The organism is Rhodococcus sp. NPDC076796 (assembly GCF_040702765.1).
Taxonomy (GTDB): Bacteria; Actinomycetota; Actinomycetes; order Mycobacteriales; family Mycobacteriaceae; genus Rhodococcoides.
Genome location: NZ_JBFBMS010000004.1, coordinates 67124 through 91150 on the forward strand (window position 1 = coordinate 67124; position 24027 = coordinate 91150).

A 24027-nucleotide genomic window follows, 5' to 3' on the forward strand; every position below is an offset into this window, starting at 1 on the left:
GGTTACCGAATGCCCGATCTAGGAGTCGAAACCGATCCCGGAGATCGAGGTGGCGATGCGGCCACCCTGCTCACCGAGCGTGGTGATCCAGACGAGCACGTTCCCGGTCGGTTCCGCGTCGGTGAGGGCGATATCGGTTCGGCCGTTCTGCAGGGTGGCTTCACCGAGCAGAGTGGTGTCGCTCAGGCTGGGTGAGTCGTTCGGGGCCGACCGGATCTCGACGACGGTTCCCGGAGACGTCGATTCGATCCACGCGTTCTGCAGCGTCGAGGACGGAATGGACACGAGCAGCCCGACGCCGTTCTTGAGGGCCGGGAACTGCTGGAAGTACGAGTCGGTCGTCCACGCTGTGCTGGGGTCGTTGTCGATCACATTGGAGGCGGTACTCGGGTTGTCGGCGGAACCCTGGGGTGAGAACACGCTGACGTCGTCCAGCGCCACGGGTCCTCCGGTCGGAGCCGGGGGTGCCGCGGGATCGGCTGCGGGCGGTGCCTCGGCCGGAGTGGTGAGACCGAAATCCTGGGTGTCGAGCGGAGTGTCGGTGTCGTTGCCTGCAATCGAAGTGAACAGCCAGAAGCCGGCGAACGCGAGCACCACCACCGTCAGGGCACCGAGTACCGCGATGGCGATGTTGGTGCGCATCGACTTGGCCTTCTCCGCGGCGATCTCCTCGGGATCGGCGAGCGAGTGCCCACTGGCACCGGGCGCTCGCTGTCCCAGTCGCAGCGCCGGCATCAGATCGGTCTTGTCGTTGACCACTGCTGCTTGATCGAGGACGTGCTGCACGGTGGCAGCGGTGCGGATTCCGCTGTTCTGTTCCAATGCCCGCACTGCGACGGCGGAGATCTCGAACGGAACGTCCGGACGCACCTGCCTCGGCTCGAGCGGGGCACCCTTGTCGTCGCGGTCGGCCGGGCGCATGCCACCGACGCTGCGTGCCGGAGCTGCATCGCCGGATACGACGGCACCGCCGGTGGTATCGGACAGCGGCCACTTGGCGGTGATCAAGGCGTAGAGCATCGCGCCGAGACCGCGAACGTCCGAGCTGGGGTCTGCGTCGGCCAGTGTCGCCGGGAAGGCGAGGACGGCATTGCCGCTCGAGCTGATGCGCACTCGATCGGGGTGATCGATCGACAGGGCACCTCCGCTGCGGTGCGCTGCCTCGGCCGCTGCGGCCAGGACCTTGATCGCACGAGCTGCGCCGGTGGGTGCAGGCACGGTGTCGGCCATTTCGCGCAGTGAGCGACCGGGAGTCCACTCTGCGACGACGATGCCGCCGGAGCTGCCACGCACCACGTCGAGAACGCGGGCGAGGCCGGGCGAATTGATCCGACCCAGACGCAGCGTGCGCGAGAGAATCGCCTGCGGTCCCTGAGTGCGGTCGTCGGTCGAGGCGGTCGACTGCTGATCGGCGTCGACGAACGTCAACGCGACCTCGCGATCGAGCTTGACGTCGTGGGCCTGCCAGAACTTGAGTCCACGCGCGCCGCCGTGCGGTGCCAGCAGTCGGTACCGTCCACCGGCAACGGAGGCACCGGGAATGAGCGTCGGGCCGCGGAGCGTGCGCTCGGGAGCGCTGGCCGGGGCGGTTGCAGTGGCGACCTCGTCCGTGGCGGCCGCCTCGGAAGTATCGGTTGTGGCCGGTGCCGCTTCGGTCTTCTCGGAATCCGCGTCAGCCGCAGGCTTCGACTCCTGTGTGGACTTCTTCTCGCTGGGGGTCTCGACCGGCAGATCGGCCTTGGAGATGGAGATGGTCTTGTCGGTAGGACGCGCCGCGAGAGCGGCCTTGGAGATGGAGACGGTCTTGTCGACCGGCTTCGGAGCAGGCTTGTCGGCAGCAGGCTTGTCGGTGGGAGCCGCCTGTTCGGCGGGCTTCTCGACGTCCTGCTCGGGAGCCGCGGCCGGCGTCTTCGTCTCGGGTGCAGCCTTCGACTCGGCCGGTGTCTCGGCGGACTTCGGCGTCTTGGAGGACGAGGCGGCCTCGGCCTTCACGGGCTCGGTGCGGTCCTGGGTGTCGACCTCGACGCCGCCGCTCGTTCGGTCGGCTTCGCTTGCTGGAGATTGTGCCGGCCCCCCAGCAACTTCGTCGTCGGTCACTGTCACTCCTTCAGGCGAGTACGCCCCGTGTTGTTCTGCAAAAGGTCGACCTGCGTTGGCTTCTGCCCCCGGGTGCCGATGACCAGGGTACGGGAGCCGATCCCGCGCAGTGTCCCATGTGGGCTCGGTTCGAATAACCGGAATCACGCCGGTTTCTGCGGCGGCCGAATCGGCGTCCGTCCGATCGGCTGAACCGCGGAATCTCCGAACGACCCGGCTCAGGGCAACGGTGACCGCCAGGACTTCGGGAATCTTGCCGAACCAGAGTATCGAGAACGTGATGCCGAGCATGATGACGGCATCGATCGCGACGCGGGCGAAGTTGCCGACCCAGCCGTTCATCATGGCGTCGAGACCCAGGATCCGGTCGATCGCGAGCATCGCCGCACCGCCGGCCAGCGACGCGATGAGGACCAACCAGATCGTCTTGCCGACGTTGGCCATCCGCAGGTTGCCCAAACTCTTGTGCAGCAGGTATCCGCCGATGATCGCGCCGACGGTGTACCCGAGACCGGTGGCCGTTCCGAGGAGCAGCACCACCTGATCGGGTTCGGACGCGACGATCGGGGCGAGCAGAGACAGCCCGATCTTGACGGCAGTGATGCCGAGGATGATCCACGTCGGCGTCCAGGCCTTCTCGCGGGCGTAGAAGACCCGCAGGTGGATCAGGACGAGGGCGTACGGGATGAGCGAGAAGGCCGACCAGCTCACGGCCTCGCCGAGTCTGGGTGCGACATCGGCGAACCGGCCGAAGCCGTACAGCGCTTCACCCACCCACGGTCCCGCGAAGGTCAGGAACACGACGATCGGCACCAGCGCGACCATCGTCAGTCGAGTGGCGACCGAGAGATCGTCGACGACGGACGGGGTGTCACCGTTGGCGGCGTTGCGGCTGAGTCTGGGCATGATGGCCGTCAGAACCGTCACGCCGAGAATGCCGTAGGGCAACTGCAGCACGATCCAGGCCTGCGAGTAGATCACGTTGCTCGCGTCGTCGGTGCCCGACGCGATCTTGGTGGCCACGATCAGCCCGACCTGGCTGATGACGACGTAGAGCACGATCGCGGCGGCCATCGCGCCGAACTTCTTGAGTCGCTCGTCGAATCCCCAGAGCGGGCGCAGGTCGATGCGTTCGCGGCGCAGCGCCGGGATCAGCGCAACGACCTGGGTGATGACACCCGCGGTGACGCCGAGGCCGAGAACGAGGATCTTGGGGTTGCTCATCTCGATCGTGTTCAGGGTGATCTCGCCCGGGACGAAGGGGTACAGCGCGAAGACACCGAGCACGATCAGGTTGTTGTACACCGGTGCCCAAGCCCCGGGCTTGAAGTTCTGCCGGGTGTTGAGCACCGCCGTGAGCAGGCCGGACAGTCCGTAGAACATCAACGCGGGCAGCACCAGATAGGTGAACGCTATGGTCAGGTCTTCGTTGACCTTCGGATCGCCGTCGAGCATCAGCCGCGCCAACAGCGGGGCTGCGATCGTTGCGGCGAGCGCCACGGTTCCGAGCAGCGCCACCGCGATGGTGAAGAGGCGTCGAACGAACGCCCGTCCACCGTCGGCGTCCTCCTGCTCGGCTCGGACCAACACCGGAACGACGATGGCTCCGAGGACGGCTCCGAGGACGAGCTCGGAGATCATGTTGGGCAGGATCGTCGAGACCGTGAACGCACTGGCCAACGCCGCACCGAGGGTGGCCGTCATGGCGACCTGCTTGGCGAATCCGGTGATGCGACTGACCAGGGTCGCCACCGCGATCGAACCCGACGCGGCCATCAGTGACTTCTGCGGCCTCGGTTCGGGCTGCGGTGCCGGGTCGGACTCACCCGGCGGAATCTTCGTCGGCGGAACCGTTCCGGACGGCGCTGTGCTCGACGAAGGATAGGGGTAGTCCTCGTCCCGGAAGCGCGGGATCATCTGTGTGACGGTGTCGTCGGCGGCGGGCTGACCGTCCAGCGGCGGCGGTGCCGGGTACGAGCGCAGCTCCGGCCGCGACTGGCGCTCCCAGGGCGCGGACCGCGGTGGCGTCGTGCGTCGGAACACCTGCGATGCGGGCAGGCGTGACCGCGGCAGGTCGCCGTCGTACGGGACGTTCCCTGTCATGGTCTCTCGTACCCTTCGTCGGCCGGGTCGGGTTGACCTCTGAATCGGTGCCAGAGGCGTCGACCTGCAAGTAACAGTAGGAGAGCACCGGCGCAGGCGGTAATTATCGCGAGTGCTTGGCCGTATGCGTTCGATCGAACGGACACCGTCGACACTTCACCGAGCCGGGAGCCGTCGAGCGTCGTGACGGAGAAGTCGACGGACAGATTGCGAGTGTCGTCCACCTCGGCCGGGACGGTGATGGTCCGTGATCCACGGGCCGGAAGTTGGGTGACGCCGACGTCGCTGATCGTCATCTCCGGCGGCGCGTCGACCCGGAGCAGCACGTTCACCGGGACGGGAAGGTCGTTGCGGGCGACGAGCAGCAGCGGGCTCTGCTCCGAGGCGAGGGTGTAGACGCCGCCCGGGGCCAGCACGGTCACCGATCCGTAGATGGTGTCCAGTCCGGTGCGGATGGCATCGAGTCGGTCGCGTGCCATGGTGCCGGTCTCTTCACTGGCGGCGCTCGCGCGACCTGCCGTCGACAGCGCCCGGAGCATGTCCTCACGCAGCGGGGCGGTGTACAGGCGCGGGGTCAGCTCGGATTGCGGATCCTCGACGAGCGATTGCATCAGGGTGTCGACCCGGGCGCTCTGCGATCGCACCAGGTCGATGGTGCCGGTATCGAGTTCGGTGGCCGCGTCGATGCTGGTCACCGGGGTGCCCGAGGTGGGTTCGGCGAGCAACTCGGACAGTGGCCGCGGCGTCGCCAGCCCGGAACGCAGCAGCGAGGACACCGTCGACAGAATCGCTGACGGTTCGTCTCCCCCCGCGGTCCAGTACTGCGGGGGCGCGACGGTGACGGTGCGCCCGGGCCGATCGGTGCCGACGAGCGCGTGGAAGTTCACGGCCCCCAGCGCGTCCTGCAGGCGTGCGGTACGCGAGTCGGTGGCGAGGTCGAAGCGCTGCTCGGTGGGGGTGAGCGCGGGGGTGGACGGGCTGTCTCCGACGCCGGCCAGTGCCGCTGCGGTGGCGGCGTCGTAGTGGGTGGCGGCCAGCGGTTGGGTCTGCTCGGTTTCGGTCGGTGCACTGTCGGTCGAGACCAGCTGGGAGGTCGGGGCCTCGGTAAACGGGCTGATGCTGTTGTCGGCGACCAGCACGGTGCCGGTGCCCGCCGATCGCAGGGCGTCGGCGGTGTCCGCGTCCACCCCACCGGTGGTGCTCCAGGTGAAGCCACGCGTCGAGGTGATGCCGAGGATGCCGTCGACGATGTCTGCCGGGGCGCTGACCGCACTACTGAGCAACGTGGGATTGCCGATGTCGGCCACTGCCCCCAGATCGGTCTGGGCGAACGGCATCGCCGTCACGCAGGTGCTCGACGCGATCGTTTCGAGTCGGGACAGCCACTGGGATGCGGCTTCGCTTCCGGTGCCCTCGCGGGTGGCGCCCGCGGGATCGGCCGGGTTGTCGACGACGAGGTAGCCGCGGGTCATGTTCGAGACGGTGACGAGCAGGTCGGGGTCCAGGCCGATACACAGGCTCGACGCGAGTCTGCCGTCGGGATCCAGGCCGGGTTGCGTCGCGAATTCAACGGCCTTGAGGAGGGTGTCGAGTCGCCCACCGGTGGCGAGTTCGCCGGCCAGTTCGTCGTCGATCAGCCGAACGCGCTCGTCGACGGAACCGGGGATTCCGGCAGCGAGGCGAGGAATGTCGGCCAGCGGCCACAGGACCGTCATCGCGACGGGGTTGCGGGTGTTGGGGGGCAGCGGCATCGCGCCCGGAGCGGTGGGGTCCATCTCACCGGGGTTGCGGGGCAGTCCGACGACGGGGAGCAGGAAGCGGGCGTCGTCGAGTCGTGCGGTTCCGCCGTATTCGGGGGTGCCGTTGACGTTGAGCAGCAGCGGGTAGACGCCCGGGGCCTCGATTCCCAGCGAGGGCTCGGTGGTGCTGCGCAGCTGCATCGACATGTCGAACTGGCGGCTCTCGTCCTCATCCAATGAGTCGGCGACAGTGACGAACTCACCGAACCGGTCGAATCGGTCCTGTTCGAGAGTCAGCGAGGTCCGTAGTCCGGCCGTGGTGTCGACGGCGGCAGCGGCCTGCATCCGGACACTGACGTCGTCGACGCGGCGGTCCCCGGTATTGGTCACCGTGGCGCGCACCGTCACGAACGGGTCGCTGCTGGTGGTGACGGTGGAGGGGGCGACGGTCTCGATGCTCAGCGTCAGGAACGGGTTGCCGTCCTGTGTCATCGGAGTGTCCGGAACGGCGCTGGTGGTGCCGCTGCTGTCGCCGACGGAGGAGTCGGGCTGGGCTGCGGCGTCGGGAAGCTGCATGGGGGCCAGTGCTGCGGTGCCGACCGACGGTGCCACCGCAAGAACGAACGTGGTCAATGCGGCGGCAGCGACCTTCCGGGCCCGCACGATCACTTCCCGCCGGGGATGGGTGCGCCCGAGTTGCCGCTGCTCATGTCGTCGATCAGGCGGGTGGCGATGGCGGCGAGTTTGCGTTCGTCGGCGTAGGCGAGCCGAGACGGTAGTTCGGTCAGCGGAACCCATGCGACCTCGGTGACTTCGAGGTCCTCGTCCGAGAGTTCGCCGCCCAGGAATCGGAGCAGGTAGTGGTGGACGGTCTTGTGGACGCGTCGTCCTTCGGTGACGAACCAGTAGTCGATGCTGCCCAGCGAGGCCAGGACGGTACCGCGGATGCCGGTTTCCTCGGCGACCTCGCGCATGGCCGTCTGCTCGGCCGTTTCGCCCTGCTCGATGTGACCCTTGGGCAGGGACCAGAGGAGGCGTCCGCGGCGGTCGGTGCGGCCGATCAGGGCGGCGCAGCGCTTGGCGGGCGGCCCGTCGAGGCCGTCGACCACCAGGCCTCCCGCCGAGGTTTCGCGGACGGTCCGCAGCTTGGGTGCTTCGGTGTCGGCGCGTGCCTGACGCCGCCGCGGGTTGCGGCGGCTCCTGTTCGCACGTTCGGCAGCAGACACCCGATCCATACTAGTTGCCTGTGCGCACTCTTCTACCGTGCCGCACCGCGGGGTGAAGGCCGGGACAATCGGTCGGCTCGGCGCAAGTAGGCTCTCCCACCGTGGCCGATCAGTCCCTGTCCTCCGTTTCCGCCGAGCACACCGATGCCCGCCGGGAGAGGCTGCTGGCGGGAGCTGCAGTGACGCTGCGCGAACTCGCTCCGGTGTTGACTCCGCTCGGCGCCCTGTTCGCTGCGGCGGGGCACGAGCTCTTTCTCGTCGGCGGCACGGTGCGCGACGCAGTTCTCGGTCGACTCGGAACCGATCTGGATTTCACCACCGACGCCAGGCCCGAGGACGTTCAGTCGTTGCTCTCGGGCTGGGCGGACCATCAGTGGGACACCGGCATCGCGTTCGGCACCATCAGTGCGGCCAAGGACGGCCAGACGATCGAGATCACCACCTATCGCACCGACTCCTACGATCAGGTCTCCCGCAATCCCGAGGTGCAGTACGGCAACAGCCTCGAAGAAGATCTCGTTCGACGCGATTTCACCGTCAACGCCATGGCAGTACGTCTCGGAGCCGACGGCGGGCAGGAGTTCGTCGATCCGCTCGGCGGTATGGACGCGCTGCTCGAGGGCGTTCTCGACACCCCGTCGGCACCGGAGGTGTCGTTCGGAGACGATCCACTGCGCATGCTGCGGGCCGCGCGGTTCGTCTCTCAGCTCGGATTCTCGCTGATGCCTCGGGTGCACCGAGCCATCGAGGACATGGCCGATCAGATCGACCGCATCACCGCCGAGCGAATCCAGGTGGAGCTGGACAAGCTGATCCTCGGCGCGCACCCGATCGACGGCATCGACGTGATGTGCGAGACGGGTCTGGCGCAGCGCATCATTCCCGAGGTGCCCAACATGAAGCTCGAGATCGACGAGCATCACCAGCACAAGGACGTGTACACGCACTCGCTGACGGTGCTCAAGCAGGCGATCGATCTCGAGGACGGCGATCCCGATCTCGTATTGCGTTGGGCCGCACTGCTGCACGACATCGGCAAGCCCGATACCAAACGAAACGAGCCGGGCGGCGGAGTCAGCTTCCATCACCACGAGGTAGTCGGTGCCAAGCTGGTGCGAAAGCGTATGCGCGCCTTGAAGTATTCGAAGAAGATGATCGAGGACGTCTCGCATCTGGTGTTTCTGCATCTGCGTTTCCACGGCTACGGCAAGGGCCAGTGGACCGACTCTGCCGTCCGCCGCTACGCCACCGATGCCGGCGAGCTACTTCCCAAGCTGCACAAGCTGGTTCGAGCCGACTCGACCACGAGGAACAAGCGTCGAGCTGCCGCGCTCCAGGCCACCTACGACGACCTGGAAGAACGCATCGCTCGAATTGCCGAGCAGGAGGACCTGGCTCGGGTGCGGCCCGATCTCGACGGCAACGCGATCATGGAGTTGCTGAACATCCCGGCCGGACCCGACGTGGGCAAGGCATGGAAGTTCCTGAAAGAACTGCGCCTCGATCGGGGACCGCTTTCCCGCGAGGAAGCCGAGGCCGCACTGCTCGAGTGGTGGCCCACGCACTAGGCGCGTCCCGCGCACGTGCGCGAAAGTTCGTAGCCCACTACGAGTTTCCGCTCACGACGAGCGAAGCTCGGCCTTGACCAGATACACGTTGTAGCTGTCCCACTCCGAGACGGTGAAGTACAGCTCGTTCGCCGTCGACCACGGGTGAATGAAGCCGCCATAGGTCTTCGGGTACTCGGCGGTGTCGATCAGGGTGGTCGGCGCGGTCCACTGGCCCTGCGGCGAATTGGACTCGCGCAGAACGATTTCGCCACGCAGCGGATCGAGATACGTCATCCGCCAGAGGCCACGGGCCTCGTCGTGATGGACCGACAGTTCCCCGGCCATACCGTCGGCGATGGGGGTGGCCTCGTTCGATCCGACGGGAGCCCAGGTGCCGTTCACCCAGTACTGGTAGGCAGTCTTGTTCAGCACGTCCGCCTTCGGGACGCGCGCGAGCCCCACCTGTCCGGCGCGACCGTTGACGGTGCCGAACATGTAGACGTACTCCCCCGCCGGCACCATCGTCGAGACCTGGAACTTGGAGAAGCCGAAGACGTTGTCCCACTTGGCATGCTCGTCCTTGACCCAGGTGGAACCGTTGTCGTCCGAGTAGGCGATGCCGCCGTAGTTGGTCCACCACATACCGGGAATCGTGCTCCAGCGCCGAATGGACATGTACGACATGTACTGCCGGTCGTCGATCGCGAACCCGGAGGTGGGGATGACCGTGGTCTCCCAGTTCTTGATCTTGCGCGAGGGCAGCAGTTCGGCTGCGTGACAACGCGAATCCTGGACCATCGAGTCGAGGGTCATACCGTCGGACAGGTCGGTGTCGGTGCTGTGTCCCAGTGCGTTCGAACGCCAGTCGTCGCCGCCGACGACGCCGAATTCCCAACCCTTGCCGAACGAGTCGCCGAAGGCCACGGCGACCTCGCCGGGCTTGCTCTCCCACATGATGCCGAGGTCGGTGCCGTCGACCTGCCAGCGCTTGTCGGTGCGGTTTTCCGATCCCGGTCCGGTCAGCTGCGAGACGACCTCGACGTTTCCGACGGCCGGTGCCCCGGGCGGCATCGTCGTGGGTCCTGGCTCTGCTGCGGTGACGGCGGGAGCGGGCGCCGGGGTTCCCGGTGTACCGCCGGGGCCGGGGATCGGGATGGGGATGGTCTCGGGTTGCGGGTCGATCTCGATGCGCGGGAACGGCAGATGGTCTGCAGAGCCTGTTGCCGGTGTCGGTGAATCGGTGTCGTCGGTGAGATCGGGGCATGGGTCCGCACACGGGTCGGTGAGCGGTTCGGCCTGCACGCGGGTGTTGTTCGGGGCGGGATCGGGCACCGGCACGAGTTCGATCGACGGATACGGCACGGGGATCACCACGCGGTCCGGCAACGGTGGCAGCTGCGGCGGATTGCCCGGCCCGATGGGCTCGGGTGGGTAGTCCTTGGGGTCGAATCCTGTTTCGCCACAGGAGTTCACCGGCGGCGGCGGAGCTGCGAACGCCGGAGGCGCAGCAAGAACGGCCGTACCTGCGGCAACCGCGAGTATGCAGCCGAGCGACGTCGTGCGGCCGTACATGCGGTGCCCCCGTGTTCTCCGACGAAACCTATCGGTCCGATACGGAAAGATACACCACGTCAGCGGCCTGCGCGCCTGGTGGCGATCGCCGCTGCAGCCAAGCCGAGGGCGTAGATACCTGCCCCGACGAACACCAGGATGTGCGCGGTGGGGTCCTGGCTCAGATCGGTCGTATCGGGGCCGACGGCGAAGGCCGCTGCGGCGAGGGCAGCGACGAACGCCACGTTGAACACGGTGTCCTGCAACGCGAAGACGCGTCCACGATGGGCGTCGTCGATCTCGATCTGCATGGCAGCGTCACCACTGAGTTTGACGGTCTGCCCGGCGATGCCCAACAGGAAGGCTCCGATCAGCAAGCTGGTCTGCGTCAGGCCCGAGACGGCACCGAGCTGCGCCACGATCGCGAGTACGAGAGCGGCGGCGATCGTGCGGGTGCGCCCGAACCTGGGAACGGCGAAGGGCGTGATCAGAGCGGCGAGGAACATGCCGACCGCTGTGGCACCGACAGCGATACCGAAGCCGGCGAGGCCGCCCGGCAGGGTGCTGCCGGCTCCGCTCTCGCGAAGAATCAACACCATGATGAGGGTGTTGATGCCGAACACGATGCGGTGTGCGCCGATGCCGAGCATCGCGGTCGTGACACCGGCGGAGCGCCAGACGGCCTGTGCGCCCGATTTCAAGCCTGCAGCAACGTCTTTCAGCGGACTGTCGGTGCGGCGCGGGGTGCCCGGTCCCAGAGATCGCGGGCTGAACCGCGCCGCAGCGAGCGCCCCGACGACCGATCCGGTGGCCGCGAGACCCACGGCGATACCCGAGCCGAGATCGCCTGCACCGACGACACCGATCACCGCGACGGCGAGGCCCGCACCTGCCGCTGCGAAACCGGATCCGACGGTGGCCAGCACCGAGTTCATCGGCACCAGCCACGATTGTCGAACCACGTGGGGCAGTGACGCGGATGCCCCCGCGAGCACGAACCGACTGAGCCCCACGGTGGCCAAGGCCAACAGCAACAACGGTGTGGCGTCCACCCCGGCGCACAGCAGTACCGCGGTGGTGACGATCAGCACGATGCGAACGATGTTGGCCCACAGCAGGACCGAGCGGCGATCCCAGCGGTCGAGTAGGGCTCCGGCGAACGGCCCCACCAGCGAGTACGGGACGAGCAGCACCGCGAATCCGGCTGCGATCTCGGCCGGATTCGTCGCGCGCTCCGGGTTGAACAGAATGGCACCGCTGAGCGCGGCCTGGAACAACCCGTCGCCGAACTGACCGGCGAACCGAATGGTCGTCAGCTTGCCGACCCCCGGGGATTCGCGCAGTCGGGTACGGAAGGAAGCGTCGCTCACCGACGGGACTTTAGCCCCCGCCCGTCACACGGAGACGGCGGGAGTCGCGGCCCACCACGCCATCGTGGCGGCCGTACCGTCGACGAGTGAGGTGGGCTGCTGTCCGAGGATCGCCTCGCTGCGGCTCGAGTCGAGGACGTAGGGGTAACGGAACTGGTACAGCGTGTCGCCGAGTTCTTTCATCGGACCGGGCACCAGGCTCAGCGCGCGCATCACCCAGGTCGGAATGACGCCGACCTTGGGTGTGGTGAGTCCAGCTGCAGCCGAGAACATCTCGATCATCGCCCGCTGCGAGACGGTAGGGGCGGTGGGTGCATGCAGGACGGTGTTCCACAGCGATGGCGACGCCGCGGCCGTGATCATCGCGGCTGCCAGATCCGGGACGTAGGTGAACGAGTGGGGTAGATCGGCGGAGGCGATGACGCGGATCGGCTTGCCCGCCAGAATGGGCGCGATCACCCGCTCACCCATGTGCGAGGTCAGCACGCGCGGTCCGTAGAAATCCGAGGCGGCGACGCTGACGGTGGGTGTTGCGTGCGCATCACGCGCAGCGAGGAGTTCGGTACGTACTCCCAATTTCCGGAACGTCGCGTCTCGGGGCGAGTCCTCGCGGATCGGACCGTCGACCCGGCCGTAGGCGTACAGACTTTCGGGAAACGCGACAATGGTGCCCGCGGCCGCGTCGAGCACGCGGTTTTCCATGGCGACGAGCTTGCTCCGCCACACGGAGTTCTCGTACGCGACGTGGGTGCAGTGGTAGACGGCGGTGGCACCGCTCAGGTGGGGTCGAAGATCGTCGGATTCGATGTCGACGGCGCGGCGTTCGATCATCGGGTGCTCGGGTCCGCTGCCGGATCGGGTGAGGACGCGCACCGAATGCCCCTGCGCAGCAAGCTGTTCGGCAACTGCCCAGCCGACGGGTCCGGCTCCGGTGACGACGTGAAGTTCGGTCATGATCGCTCCATTCGAGGAAAGGGAGAGCAGTGCTCTCTGGTGTATCGAGTGTGCACCCGCGGTGGCGATAAAGCAAGAGCAGTGCTCTCTGAAAAGAGCGGCAGTTACTGTGAGGGCCATGGCGAGCACTCCCCGCACCCGAGCCCGCGCGCAGACCCTGGCCGACATCACGCGCATCGGACGCGAACACCTGGCCGCCGACGGCGCGGCCGCCCTGTCGTTGCGCGCTGTCGCGCGAGACCTCGGGGTCGTGTCCTCTGCCGTCTACCGCTACGTCGCCAGCCGCGACGAACTGCTGACGCTGCTGGTCGTCGACGGATACACCGAGCTGGGGGATGCCGTCGACGCAGCGGTGGACGCGGCCGACGGACCCAAGGAGAAGTTCCTCGCGCTCGGCCGGACGGTGCGGCAGTGGGGATTGCGGGAGCCGGCGCGCTACGCGTTGCTGTTCGGCAGCCCGGTGCCCGGCTATCACGCCCCCGCGGAGCAGACCACCGGTCCGGGCACCCGGGTGATCACCACGCTGGTGGCCGTCCTCCACTCGGCGTGGCAGACACGTCGACCGGACGTCGAGGCCGAGCCGCCCGAGTTGGCGTCACTGCACGGAAGCTTCGAGGACATCCGTGCGGAGATGGGGATGGACCTGCCCGACGGGCTGATCGCACTGGGAGTCATGGTGTGGGCCTCACTGTTCGGGGCCATCAGCTTCGATGTGTTCGATCAGTACGGGGCTACGACGTTCGCCAGCAGGGACGACTTGTTCGAGTACCAGTTGGGATTGTTGACGAAGATCGCTGAGCTCGAGTAGGTAACCAGGACTGGCCGCATCGCTTGCGCCACATCCGTGGGTGCGCGGTGCCACAATGACTAGCGTGGCAGCGCATGCGGAGGAACCCGAGGACCAGACGGCATCGGCCTTGCGCGATGTTCGTCCCGGCAGTCTGTTGGTGTCGTCCATCGAACTCGTGGAGCCCACGTTTCGGCGCACAGTCATCTACATCATCGAACACAACGACGCGGGCAGCCTCGGTGTCGTGATCAACCGTCCCAGCGAGACAGCGGTGCAGAACGTACTGCCCAACTGGTCCGAGCTGGCAGCCAAGCCCCAGGCGCTGTACGTCGGTGGCCCGGTCAAACGCGATTCAGCTCTATGCCTGGCGACGCTGCGGACCGGCGTGTCGATCGACGGAGTTCCCGGTCTGCGACGCGTCGACGGTCGAGTGGTGATGGTCGATCTCGATTCCGATCCTGCCGACATCACCCCACTCGTCGAGGGTGTGCGCATCTTCGCCGGATATTCGGGCTGGACATTCGGCCAACTGGAAGGCGAACTCGACCGGGACGACTGGATGGTGATGTCTGCCTTGCCATCCGACGTGATCGGTCCACCGCGCATCGACCTGTGGGCCCATGTGTTGCGTCGGCAGCCGATGCCGTTGGCGTTGCTCGCATCTCATCCGATCGACGTCGACCGGAACTAGAGCGGCTGCGCCGCACGTGCGCGGAACCTCGTAGCAGGGGTCGAGTTTCCGCTCACATGCGCGCAGCGCTCAGTGAGCAAAAGCCTGGGCGCTCGAATGCCCGCCTGCTTTGAGTCCGGCGATCACCTCGTCGATGGCGATGCACAGCATGCGGCCCAGGTCTGCGCTGAAGCCTTCTCGGACGACGATTCTGAGTACGGCGACGTCGGTTGCGTTGTCGGGCATCGTGTATGCCGGCACCTGCCATCCGCGCGCACGTAGTTCGTGCGAGACGTCGAAGACGGTGAATCCGCAGTCCGCTTTCAGCATGAACGACAGCACCGGGATGGCAGATCCGTCGGTGATCACCTCGATATCAGGATGCTTGTCGAGGTGCCGGCTGACGCGAACGGCGGTGTCGCGCAGTGCTTTCATGATCTCGGTGTAGCCGGATCTGCCGAGGCGAAGGAAGTTGTAGTACTGCCCGATCACCTGATTGCCCGGCCTGGAGAAGTTCAACGTGAAGGTGGGCATGTCTCCACCGAGGTAGTTGACGCGGAACACGAGGTTCTCGGGCAGGTCTTCCTTGGTTCGCCAGACGGCGAATCCTATTCCCGGATAGGTCAATCCGTACTTGTGGCCGCTGGCGTTGATGGACTTGACGCGAGGCAACCGGAAATCCCATTCGAGTTCCGGGTACAGGAACGGTACGACGAATCCGCCACTGGCCGCGTCGACGTGTACCGGTACGTCGGGCCCACCACCGCCGGCGATCTCGTCCAGTACGGCGCAGATCTCCTGCACCGGTTCGAGTTCTCCGGTGAACGTGGTGCCGAGGATCGCGACGACGCCGATGGTGTTCTCGTCCACTGCATCCCGAACCTGTTCCGGGGTGATGACGTAGCGGCCGCGTTCGACGGGCAGGTACTTGGGTTCCACGTCGAAGTAGCGGCAGAACTTCTCCCACACCACCTGAACGTTGCTGCCCAGCACCAAGTTCGGAGTGCCGGTACCCGTTCCCCTGGCCCGCCAGCGCCATTTGAGGGCCAATCCGGCCAGCATGACGGCTTCACTGGATCCGATGGTCGACACGCCAGTGGCCGACGACGGGTCCTCCCGGTCGAGTCCGGGCGCGTGGAACAGATCGGCGACGATGTTGACGCAGCGTTCCTCGATGGCGGCGGTGGACGGATACTCGTCCTTGTCGATCATGTTCTTGTCGAACGTCTCTGCCATGAGCTTCTCGGCCTGTGGATCCATCCACGTGGTGACGAACGTCGCCAGATTCAGGCGCGAGCTGCCGTCGAGCATCAGTTCGTCGTGGATGTAGCGGTAGGCGGCGTCGGGATCGAGCTGTTCCTCGGGAAGTCTCAGTGCGGGTACAGGATTGGTGGCGAGCCGGCCGGTGTAGGCCGCAGAGACGATACCGTCGGCATGGATTTTCCTGGTCATCGTCTTCTCCCGTGATCGGCTCGAGTGACACCCAATCTAGTCCGCGACGCTGCCCACCGGGCTCTGTTCCGATTCCGGTCGTCGCGCGAAATGCTGTGCGATCACGGTGCACACCATTAGCTGAATCTGGTGGAAGATCAACAGCGGCAGCACGATCAGTCCGACGGGTTGGCCGACGAACAGCACCGCGGCCATCGGCAGCCCGCTGGCCAGGCTCTTCTTGGAGCCGCAGAACAGCAGCACCACCCGATCTTCGAAGGCGAAGCCCAACCATTTGCCTCCGTACCAGGTGATCGTCAGCACCAGGGCGAGCAGCGCAGCACTCACTGCGACGACGACGCCGATGCGCCACACCGCCACCGAGGACCACACGTTCTGGTTCATCGATTCGCTGAAGGCGGCGAAGACGACCAGCAGGATCGAACCCCGGTCGACGAGTTTCGTCGGCGCGCTGTGTCGGGTGAGCCAGCCTGTCACCCAGGGCCGGATCAGCTGACCGACGGCGAACGGGAGCAACAGTTGGACCACGATGTCGATGATCGAGCTGGGGTCGATGGTCACCGAACCGGTCGTGGTCATCAGGGCGATCACGAGCAGTGGGGTAACGAACACGCCGATGATGTTGGAGAACGAGGCACTCACCACGGCACCGGCGACGTTGCCGCGGGCGATGGAGGTGAAGGCGATCGAGGACTGCACGGTCGAGGGGACCAGGCAGAGGAACAGTATTCCGGTGTAGAGGTCGTCACTGATCACGCCGGGGACGAGGATCCGTAGGGCCAACCCGAGCGCCGGGAACAGCAGGTACGTGCATGCCAGGATCACCGAGTGCAGCCGCCAGTGCTTGATGCCGTTCCAGGCGTCGCGCGGCGAGAGTCGCGCGCCGTAGATGAGGAACAGCAGGGCGATGGCGATCCGCGTCACCCAGCCCAGTACGTCCTCGGCTGTCCCGGTGGCCGGGAAGAGGCTCGCCAGCGCGGCGACCGCGAAGATGCCCAGCAGGAAGGGATCCAGCACGGTATCCCGCAACAACTTCACTCGGCTAACTTAATCCACCGTGGCGCTGCGTGTGCGGGCGGTCAAGGTGTTCAGGGTGCCAGCAATTGTGTCGGCCTTGGCGGAACCGATGGTGAGCCGGTCCCCGTTCGCGAACGTGACGAAGGCTGCGGGCCCGGCGTCGGTGGCGACGGCGTAGTTGCCGCGTCCCTTGGCCCGCAGACCCCAACCGCCGAACTCCTTCGAGGGGTCGACCGCTCTGACCGATGCGCCGGTGATCTCGTCGATGTCGTAGTCGAAGGCCGCCATGCCGAGGCTCGAGACGAACAGACCGTCGCTGTCGATGTGCACGGTGAAGCGCAGCAGCGACAGAATCAGAATCGTCAGTGGGGCGAACAGGAAGATCGGCCACAGTGAGCTGGACAGGTAGCACGTCAGAGCGGCCCCGGCCAGGGACACTGCCACGACGGTGATGCCGGCGATGCGACTGGCACCGACGTGGACCACCAGGGGCAATTCGGGACTGCACCGTGGCAGATCGGAGTGCGGCGGCGACGTGGCGAGAACGCGTTCGCGGTGATCGCGCAGCCTCGATGCGCCGAACAACCCGGCCGCGAAGCCGACGACGGTCCCCACCGCCATGGCCCAACCAGGGATGGTGACGCTTTGCTCGGTCGCCATGTCCAGTTCGCGAACGAGGGTGGCGATCTGCAGAACACCGATCGTCCCGACGACGGTCAGCCCGATGATCAACATCGTGCGACGCATGATCAGCAGCACCCGGGCCAATGATGCGACGCCGCTGCACCCGCCGCCCGCCAGCACGATCACGATCGCGAGGGTCCAGGCGTTGGAGAGGGGGTTGGAGAAGTCGTCCGGTTCGGTGCCGCTGAAGTGGGTTGCGACCTGCTCCGGCAGACGGCCTTGCCACAGGTACGCCAGGACGAGTCCGAGTGCGGCTACGACAAGGGGGACGACGACGCCGAAGACGACCCCGGCCGGGTCGAACGTGCGTAGTGCCTTCGCCTTCATCTGCTCAGCTCGGCTGGCAGGCGTCCTTGAGGCTGCACGAGATGCAGGAGCTTCCGCATCCGTCCGCCTCGGCGGGTGGCGGAACGGCCGCTGCGGCGCGGGCCCCGATGGATCCGCCGGCTGCGGCGATGAACAGCGCGGCAACGAGGGCAACGACGACGCCGACGACGGCGGCGATGCCGCTCAATGCGAGGGCGGCCACTGCGCCTATGGCCAGGATCAGGGCCGATGCGGCGGTGGTGGGACCGGCAACGCGGTTGGCGAGGATGAATGTCTCGTCGTCACGCATGGCCTCGGCGGTGCGGACACCGGCGAAACGGTTACGTGGGAGCCGGCCCAGCAGCGACGCGACAGCGACAGCGCCGACGACGAGGGCGAGCACGAACAACACAACCGAGACGATGACCACCTGGCCAGGATACGGCGCAGCGAGGTCCTGGTACCAGGCGGGCCGCGTCACACTTTAGGCTGGTAGGTGTGACCGATTCCGTTGAAGCACCCACCGAGTCCGCCCCCGAGTACCGCTACACAGCCGAACTCGCCGGGCACATCGAGGAGCAGTGGCAGGACCTGTGGGAGACGCAGGGCACTTTCGACGCTCCCAACCCGGTCGGAACCCTCGCCGGAGACGTCCCTAAGGACAAGCTGTTCGTCCAGGACATGTTCCCGTACCCGTCGGGCAGCGGCCTGCACGTCGGTCACCCCCTCGGCTACATCGCCACCGATGTCTTCGCGCGGTATCACCGCATGCAGGGTCGCAACGTGCTGCACGCGCTGGGCTACGACGCGTTCGGTCTGCCCGCCGAGCAGTACGCCGTGCAGACGGGCACGCACCCGCGCAGCACCACCGAGGACAACATCACCAACATGCGACGCCAACTGCGTCGGCTGGGCCTCGGGCACGATCGCCGACGGTCCCTGGCGACGACGGACGTCGACTTCTATCACTGGACGCAGTGGATCTTCCTGCAGATCTTCAACTCGTGGTTCGACGCGGACCTCAACAAGGCGCGGCCCATCGCGGAACTGGAGGCGGCCTTCGCTTCCGGTGCGCGTCAGTTGGACGACGGCCGCTCCTGGGAATCGCTGACGGTCGGTGAACGCCGCGAGGTGATCGACGGCTTCCGTTTGGTGTACGAGTCCAACTCGATGGTCAACTGGTGCCCCGGACTGGGCACGGTGTTGGCCAACGAGGAGGTAACCGCCGACGGACGCAGCGACCGCGGAAACTTCCCGGTGTTCCGAAAGAACCTGCGGCAGTGGATGATGCGGATCACCGCGTACTCCGACCGCCTGGTCGACGACCTCGAGTACCTGGATTGGCCCGAGAAGGTCAAGACCATGCAGCGCAACTGGATCGGGCGATCCCGCGGTGCGCAGGTCTCGTTCTCGAACGTCGAGGTGTTCACCACCCGCCCGGACACGCTGTTCGGTGCCACCTACGTGGTGCTCGCCCCGGAGCACCAACTGGTCGACGGGTTGGTTGCTCCCGAGTGGCCTTCGGACGTCTCCGACAAGTGGACCGGCGGAGCCGCCACCCCCGCGGAAGCCGTTGCTGCATACCGTACGTCGATCGCCGCCAAGTCGGATCTCGAGCGGCAGGAGAACAAGGAGAAGACCGGCGTCTTCATCGGTGCCTACGTGAAGAACCCGATCAACGGTGAGCAGGTGCCGGTGTTCATTGCCGACTACGTGCTGACCGGCTACGGCACCGGCGCGATCATGGCCGTACCAGGACACGACGCGCGCGACTGGGAGTTCGCCACCGCGTTCGGTCTGCCTGTGCGCGAGGTCATCTCGGGCGGAGACGTCACCGAGGCGGCATACGTCGGCGACGGTGAGCTGGTGAACTCCGACTTCCTCGACGGTCTGCCGGTGGACGAGGCCAAGGCCGCCGTCATCGCGCGACTGGAAGCCGACGGCACCGGCCGCGGCACCATTCAGTACAAGCTGCGCGACTGGCTGTTCGCTCGCCAGCGCTACTGGGGTGAGCCGTTCCCGATCGTCTGGGACTCCGAGGGCAACCCGCACGGGCTGCCGGATTCTGCTCTGCCGGTGGAACTTCCGGAGGTCGAGAACTACGCACCGGTCTCGTTCGATCCCGACGACGCCGGCTCCGAGCCGTCCCCTCCACTGGCCAAGGCCAGCGAGTGGGTCGAGGTAGAACTCGATCTGGGCGACGGGCTGCAGACCTACACCCGCGACACCAACGTGATGCCGCAGTGGGCCGGTAGCTCCTGGTACCAGCTGCGCTACATCGACCCCACCAACTCCGAGGCCTTCGCAGACCCGGAGAACGAGAAGTACTGGGTCGGACCGCGTCCGGAGATCCACGGACCCCACGATCCCGGTGGAGTCGATCTCTACGTCGGTGGCGTCGAGCATGCGGTGCTGCACCTGCTGTACTCGCGCTTCTGGCACAAGGTGCTGTTCGATCTGGGGCACGTCAGCTCCAGCGAGCCGTACCGTCGCCTCTACAACCAGGGCTACATCCAGGCGTACGCCTACACAGATGCTCGCGGCGTATACGTGCCCGCGGCCGAGGTCATCGAGCGCGACGGCGGTTACTTCTATCAGGACCAGCCCGTCAACCGTGAATACGGCAAAATGGGTAAGTCGCTGAAGAACTCGGTCTCCCCCGACGAGATCTTCGCCGAGTACGGTGCCGACACGTTGCGCTTCTACGAGATGTCGATGGGGCCGCTGGACACCTCACGGCCGTGGGCGACCAAGGACGTCGTCGGCGCGCAGCGGTTCCTGCAGCGTGTGTGGCGACTGGCACTCGACGAGGTGACCGGCGAGGTTCGCGTCACCGACGACAAGCCGACCGAGGACACGCTGCGGGTGCTCAACCGCGTGATCGACGGCGTGCACGCGGATTACGCTGCGCTGCGCGACAATACGGCCGGCGCAAAGCTGATCGAACTGACCAACCACATCACCAAGGCGTACCCCGACGGTGCGCCGCGCGGTGTCGTCGAGCCGCTGATCCTGATGCTCGCTCCGCTGGCACCGCACCTGTCCGAGGAACTGTGGAGCAAGCTCGGACACGAGAAGTCGTTGGCGCACGGGCCTTTCCCGCGCGTGGAGAAGAAGTGGCTCGTCGCCGATACCGTCGACTACCCCATCCAGGTCAACGGCAAGGTCCGCAGCCGCATCACCGTGCCCGCCGATGCGACGAAGGACGACGTCGAGAAAACTGCATTGGCCGAGGAGAAAATCGTGGCCCTGCTCGACGGCAAGGCCCCGACCAAGGTCATCGTGATCCCGGGTCGAATGGTGAACATCGTCCTGAAGTAGCTCCCGCCGAACTCGAAGTTGTGGATGAAAATCTGGCGATTTCCGTCCACAACTTCGAGTTCGCAGGGGTTTAATTGTTCCATGTCACAGGCTGGTAGAGGGTTTGCGGTGAGGCTGGTGGCCTCCGTCGTTCTACTTCTCGGGTCCGTAACACTGGTGAGTATTCCTGTTGCACAGGCGGATCCGGGACCCGGCTCACCGATACCTGCCGACGATCCGTTCTACGATTGGGACGGTGGCCTGGATGTCTCCCCAGGGACGGTGCTGCGGTCGAGGCCCATGACGTTCCGTACGCCGACCCAGCCGACGCCGATCACGGGTGGCCAGGTTCTCTACAGCACTACCGATCAGCAGGGCGACGGCGTCGTCACGGTCGCCACTGTGCTGCGGCCCTTGGTCCCCGGGCCGACGCGGATCGTCTCGTACCACATGGCCTACGACGCCCTCGGCTCTCAGTGCAATCCCTCGTACACACTCAGCGGCGGGTCCACGAGTCCCATTGCCGGTGCGGAACAGGCGGTCATAGCCGGCTACCTCGCAGCCGGCTACACCGTCGTCGTGCCGGATTACGAGGGTGAGGAGCTCGAGTGGACGATCGGGCGGCAGTCGGGCTACGCAGCGCTGGACGGCATTCGTGCGGCTCAGTCCTTCCTGCAGCTTCCGTCGAGCACGCCCGTCGGCATGGTCGGGTACTCCGGCGGATCCGTGCCGACGCAGTGGGGTGCCGAAATTGGCTCCGAGTACGCACCCGAGCTGAATCTCGTCGGTGTGGCGGCCGGCGGGCTGCCGGTCGACCTGGCTCACAACCTGCCGTACGTCAGCGGCAACAAGCAGTGGGCGGGTGTCATCCCGGCACTGATCGTCGCCTACGAACGTGCGTACGGCCTCGACCTGAACGGTTTCATCTCCGACTACGGCCTCGAGGTGATCGATCAGGTCGATCAGGAGTGCATCGCTCAGTTCGCCGACGACTACCCGACACTCACCGACGCCTCGATGGTCAAGGCCCCGTACAACTCCCTGCTGGACGTACCCGAGGTGGTGGCCGCGATCGACGACAACATCATGGGCAGTCAGGGCACTCCGGGGACGCCGATGTTCCTGGCTGTCGGGCACGCCGATCCGATCGGCGACACCGTCATGATCACCGGCGACGTGCAGGGGCTGGCGTACGGGTACTGCGGCCGGGGCGTCGATGTGCAGTACGCGCAGTACGACGGCTTGACGCACAGCGAAGCCTTCCCGGTGTTCGAGGCGCAGAGCCTGCAGTTCCTGACAGAGCGGTTTGCCGGTGGGCCGACGCGCAGCAACTGCGGAACCATCCCACCCGGAAACAGCCTGGCACCGACTCCGTAGTACGAACCCGCGTGGTCTTTCAGATCGCGCCCAGATCGGCCGACAGCCAATGCTCCGGCTGCAGGTAGAACACCACGCTTTCCTCGTGCTCGCTCTCGGCCATCTCGAGATAGCCGTCGACCTTCTCCGGTGGCAGGTAGCGGGCAGCCATGGCGCGCAGGAGGTCCGGGGTGCACGGCTCTTCGCGAGTGACCGGACCCTCGACGGATACGTATCTGATGGTCGGATTCGACTGTTCGATCATGAGCGTGAAACGCTGTGCAGCTCTGATCAATTCGGCCTTCTTGGACGTCTTCCCGGTGAGGACCCACGCCTGGGAGCCGGGGGTGTAGTCGTACCAGATGGGGACGGTCAACGGACCACGATCCGGGCCCGCGGAGACGGACAGCGCGGCGACGTGAGACTCGGCCAGAAATTCTTCGCGTTCTGCCTTCGACAGTGCCATGAAACAACCGTAGGACTTTCGCTGTCGAAGTTCCAGACGTGCGACGCACCCTTGGGCCGGGTGATGTCAGGGCGTCCTGGTCGAGACGCCCGGCATCAGTACTCGCAGCACACCGGTGACGACGTCGGACGCAGTTTCGGTGGGACGCGTCAGGCATCGGAAGAGAACATTGTTGGTCAGCATGACCGCCACCTCGGGCGCGGGTGCCTCGTCGCTGAACACACCGGTTTCGCGTCCGCGTTCGAGGATGGGGACGACGGCGGCGGGGAGGTAGAGGTTCTCGATCACGGTCGTGATCGTGCTCGGCTGCTGGAACTGCTCGAAGCTCAGGGCGAGGAGCATCCCCGAGCTCATCGCCCGGTTGTTGATCACGAACTCCCCCAGCGAGATCAGAGTGCGCTGCAGTGCAACGGCGGGCTCGATGCCGAGGCGTTCATCGGCTCGTCGCAACCGTTGGACGCGATCGAACTCGGGCTTCAATGCGGCGACGATGATGTCGACTTTGCTGGGAAACAGGCGTCGAAGATCTTCGACTCGTATCTTTGCCGCTGCGGCGATGTCCGCGAGCGTGACCAGGAAGTATCCGTTGTCGAGGAAGAGCGCCTCCGTAGCCGTGATGACATCGGCCTCCAGATCGGGGCGGAGGGAAGCGGCATCCTCGAGCGCGTCGACGGGGTCGGGTTCCGGTGCATTCCGATCGGAATGCACCGGGTCGATGGCCCAACGCAGCATCGAGGTGACTGCGTCGGCTACCTCTGCCGTGGCAACCGAACCCGGCGTGAGCATCTCGCGGAGCGCGTAGCCGTCGAGAAGTGCGCCCAGGGCAGTGGACAGGGACGTCAACGACATCGGCCGACGTACGGACCCACCCTGGGCCTGGATCGCCTGACCCACCACGGTGCGGAAGTCTGCATCGAGGCGTTCGAATTCCGGGGTGACTGCCTTGCGGGCTCCGTCGTGGTCGGCTGCGAACAGAACGGCGATCAGGCGGCGCCGCATCAATCCCGACGTCAGGTCGTCGAACAGGGCGGACACCGGCGCAGCCGCGTCGCGCCATCCGGTCGGCGGGTCGGTGGGCGCGACGGTCCCGCTGTAGTTCACGGTGAGGTTGTCCAGCAGATCCGCGACGAACGCCTCCTTGCCGCCGGATCCACCGCTGCGTGAGTTGCCGGGGTAGGCGTTGTGGAAGGTCTGATGGGACAGACCTGCACCGTCGACGACGGCCGCGATGGAGAGCGATCGCGCCAGATCGGTGGTATCGAGTTCGTCCAGCAGCCGGTAGCCGGTCTGAAGGAACTGCTCGCGCGGGGTCGGCTTGGTGTTCAACGACTACCGCCTCTACAGACTGCACAGCACCGGAATGGACCTCGAACCATAGCAATCCGAGAGTGTTGTG

17 protein-coding genes are annotated in these 24027 nt (G+C 66.2%); 5 read left to right on the forward strand and 12 right to left on the reverse strand.

Annotated features, from left to right (window positions below):
* Positions 1 to 18: 18 nt before the first annotated feature.
* The 3 genes from AB0366_RS14280 to AB0366_RS14290 are packed head-to-tail and all read right to left on the reverse strand — an operon-like array spanning position 19 to position 7165.
* On the reverse strand, positions 19 to 4200 hold the full coding sequence (locus tag AB0366_RS14280; RefSeq protein WP_366244500.1) for a lipid II flippase MurJ: 4182 nt from the start codon (positions 4198 to 4200) through the stop codon (positions 19 to 21).
* Positions 4197 to 6608, reverse strand: a complete 2412-nt coding sequence (locus AB0366_RS14285; RefSeq protein WP_366244502.1) for a glycoprotein — start codon at positions 6606 to 6608, stop codon at positions 4197 to 4199. The genes AB0366_RS14280 and AB0366_RS14285 overlap by 4 nt, the downstream gene beginning before the upstream one ends.
* On the reverse strand, positions 6605 to 7165 hold the full coding sequence (locus AB0366_RS14290) for an NUDIX hydrolase (protein ID WP_032396972.1): 561 nt from the start codon (positions 7163 to 7165) through the stop codon (positions 6605 to 6607). The genes AB0366_RS14285 and AB0366_RS14290 overlap by 4 nt, the downstream gene beginning before the upstream one ends.
* A gap of 101 nt (positions 7166 to 7266) precedes the next feature.
* On the opposite strand from AB0366_RS14290, the gene AB0366_RS14295 reads away from it, so the two are divergent.
* Positions 7267 to 8733 (forward strand): CCA tRNA nucleotidyltransferase, encoded by a 1467-nt coding sequence (locus tag AB0366_RS14295; protein WP_366244503.1) that lies wholly within the window; start codon positions 7267 to 7269, stop codon positions 8731 to 8733.
* A gap of 51 nt (positions 8734 to 8784) precedes the next feature.
* Here the strand turns inward: AB0366_RS14295 and AB0366_RS14300 are convergent, their stop codons facing one another.
* Genes AB0366_RS14300 through AB0366_RS14310 form a run of 3 tightly spaced genes read right to left on the reverse strand, consistent with a single transcriptional unit; the run spans position 8785 to position 12590 of the window.
* On the reverse strand, positions 8785 to 10287 hold the full coding sequence (locus AB0366_RS14300; protein ID WP_366244504.1) for a DUF4185 domain-containing protein: 1503 nt from the start codon (positions 10285 to 10287) through the stop codon (positions 8785 to 8787).
* Positions 10288 to 10346: 59 nt separating this feature from the next.
* On the reverse strand, positions 10347 to 11636 hold the full coding sequence (locus AB0366_RS14305; protein ID WP_366244505.1) for an MFS transporter: 1290 nt from the start codon (positions 11634 to 11636) through the stop codon (positions 10347 to 10349).
* Between the two features lie 24 nt (positions 11637 to 11660).
* The gene (locus AB0366_RS14310) at positions 11661 to 12590 is read right to left on the reverse strand and encodes an NAD-dependent epimerase/dehydratase family protein (protein WP_366244506.1); all 930 of its coding nucleotides are present in this window, start codon (positions 12588 to 12590) and stop codon (positions 11661 to 11663) included.
* A 118-nt stretch (positions 12591 to 12708) separates the two neighbouring features.
* Between AB0366_RS14310 and AB0366_RS14315 the strand changes: the two genes are divergently transcribed.
* Both AB0366_RS14315 and AB0366_RS14320 read left to right on the forward strand, forming a co-directional pair.
* Positions 12709 to 13398 (forward strand): WHG domain-containing protein, encoded by a 690-nt coding sequence (locus AB0366_RS14315; RefSeq protein WP_366244507.1) that lies wholly within the window; start codon positions 12709 to 12711, stop codon positions 13396 to 13398.
* Between the two features lie 55 nt (positions 13399 to 13453).
* On the forward strand, positions 13454 to 14071 hold the full coding sequence (locus AB0366_RS14320; RefSeq protein WP_366244508.1) for a YqgE/AlgH family protein: 618 nt from the start codon (positions 13454 to 13456) through the stop codon (positions 14069 to 14071).
* A 69-nt stretch (positions 14072 to 14140) separates the two neighbouring features.
* On the opposite strand, the gene AB0366_RS14325 is transcribed toward AB0366_RS14320, so the two are convergent.
* From AB0366_RS14325 to AB0366_RS14340, 4 genes are read right to left on the reverse strand one after another with little or no spacing between them, the layout of a single operon-like run.
* Positions 14141 to 15502, reverse strand: coding sequence for a glutamate decarboxylase (locus tag AB0366_RS14325; protein WP_366244509.1), 1362 nt, complete (start codon positions 15500 to 15502; stop codon positions 14141 to 14143).
* Between the two features lie 36 nt (positions 15503 to 15538).
* Positions 15539 to 16540 carry a bile acid:sodium symporter family protein gene (locus tag AB0366_RS14330; RefSeq protein WP_366244510.1) on the reverse strand — a complete coding sequence of 334 codons (1002 nt, stop codon included), beginning with the start codon at positions 16538 to 16540 and terminating at the stop codon, positions 15539 to 15541.
* A 9-nt stretch (positions 16541 to 16549) separates the two neighbouring features.
* On the reverse strand, positions 16550 to 17530 hold the full coding sequence (locus AB0366_RS14335; protein ID WP_366244511.1) for a DUF1648 domain-containing protein: 981 nt from the start codon (positions 17528 to 17530) through the stop codon (positions 16550 to 16552).
* Between the two features lie 4 nt (positions 17531 to 17534).
* The gene (locus AB0366_RS14340) at positions 17535 to 17939 is read right to left on the reverse strand and encodes an SdpI family protein (RefSeq protein ID WP_366244936.1); all 405 of its coding nucleotides are present in this window, start codon (positions 17937 to 17939) and stop codon (positions 17535 to 17537) included.
* 68 nt (positions 17940 to 18007) lie between these two features.
* On the opposite strand from AB0366_RS14340, the gene leuS reads away from it, so the two are divergent.
* Both leuS and AB0366_RS14350 read left to right on the forward strand, forming a co-directional pair.
* Entirely contained in the window at positions 18008 to 20830 is a 2823-nt protein-coding gene (gene leuS / locus AB0366_RS14345) for a leucine--tRNA ligase (RefSeq protein WP_366244512.1), read from the forward strand.
* Positions 20831 to 20911: 81 nt separating this feature from the next.
* The gene (locus tag AB0366_RS14350) at positions 20912 to 22186 is read left to right on the forward strand and encodes a lipase family protein (RefSeq protein WP_366244513.1); all 1275 of its coding nucleotides are present in this window, start codon (positions 20912 to 20914) and stop codon (positions 22184 to 22186) included.
* Positions 22187 to 22205: 19 nt separating this feature from the next.
* On the opposite strand, the gene AB0366_RS14355 is transcribed toward AB0366_RS14350, so the two are convergent.
* Positions 22206 to 22631 carry a pyridoxamine 5'-phosphate oxidase family protein gene (locus AB0366_RS14355; protein ID WP_366244515.1) on the reverse strand — a complete coding sequence of 142 codons (426 nt, stop codon included), beginning with the start codon at positions 22629 to 22631 and terminating at the stop codon, positions 22206 to 22208.
* A gap of 66 nt (positions 22632 to 22697) precedes the next feature.
* Positions 22698 to 23957 (reverse strand): TetR/AcrR family transcriptional regulator, encoded by a 1260-nt coding sequence (locus AB0366_RS14360; RefSeq protein ID WP_366244516.1) that lies wholly within the window; start codon positions 23955 to 23957, stop codon positions 22698 to 22700.
* Positions 23958 to 24027: the final 70 nt, after the last annotated feature.

Bases quoted from the DNA above. Each gene is read 5' to 3' on its own strand.
- AB0366_RS14325 (WP_366244509.1), bottom strand. From the start codon at position 15,502: ATGACCAGGAAAATCCATGCCGACGGTATCGTCTCTGCGGCCTACACC.
- AB0366_RS14300 (WP_366244504.1), bottom strand. From the start codon at position 10,287: ATGTACGGCCGCACGACGTCGCTCGGCTGCATACTCGCGGTTGCCGCA.
- AB0366_RS14280 (WP_366244500.1), bottom strand. From the start codon at position 4,200: ATGACAGGGAACGTCCCGTACGACGGCGACCTGCCGCGGTCACGCCTG.
- AB0366_RS14335 (WP_366244511.1), bottom strand. From the start codon at position 17,530: ATGAAGGCGAAGGCACTACGCACGTTCGACCCGGCCGGGGTCGTCTTC.
- AB0366_RS14320 (WP_366244508.1), top strand. From the start codon at position 13,454: ATGACTAGCGTGGCAGCGCATGCGGAGGAACCCGAGGACCAGACGGCA.
- AB0366_RS14315 (WP_366244507.1), top strand. From the start codon at position 12,709: ATGGCGAGCACTCCCCGCACCCGAGCCCGCGCGCAGACCCTGGCCGAC.
- AB0366_RS14310 (WP_366244506.1), bottom strand. From the start codon at position 12,590: ATGACCGAACTTCACGTCGTCACCGGAGCCGGACCCGTCGGCTGGGCA.
- AB0366_RS14350 (WP_366244513.1), top strand. From the start codon at position 20,912: ATGTCACAGGCTGGTAGAGGGTTTGCGGTGAGGCTGGTGGCCTCCGTC.
- AB0366_RS14355 (WP_366244515.1), bottom strand. From the start codon at position 22,631: ATGGCACTGTCGAAGGCAGAACGCGAAGAATTTCTGGCCGAGTCTCAC.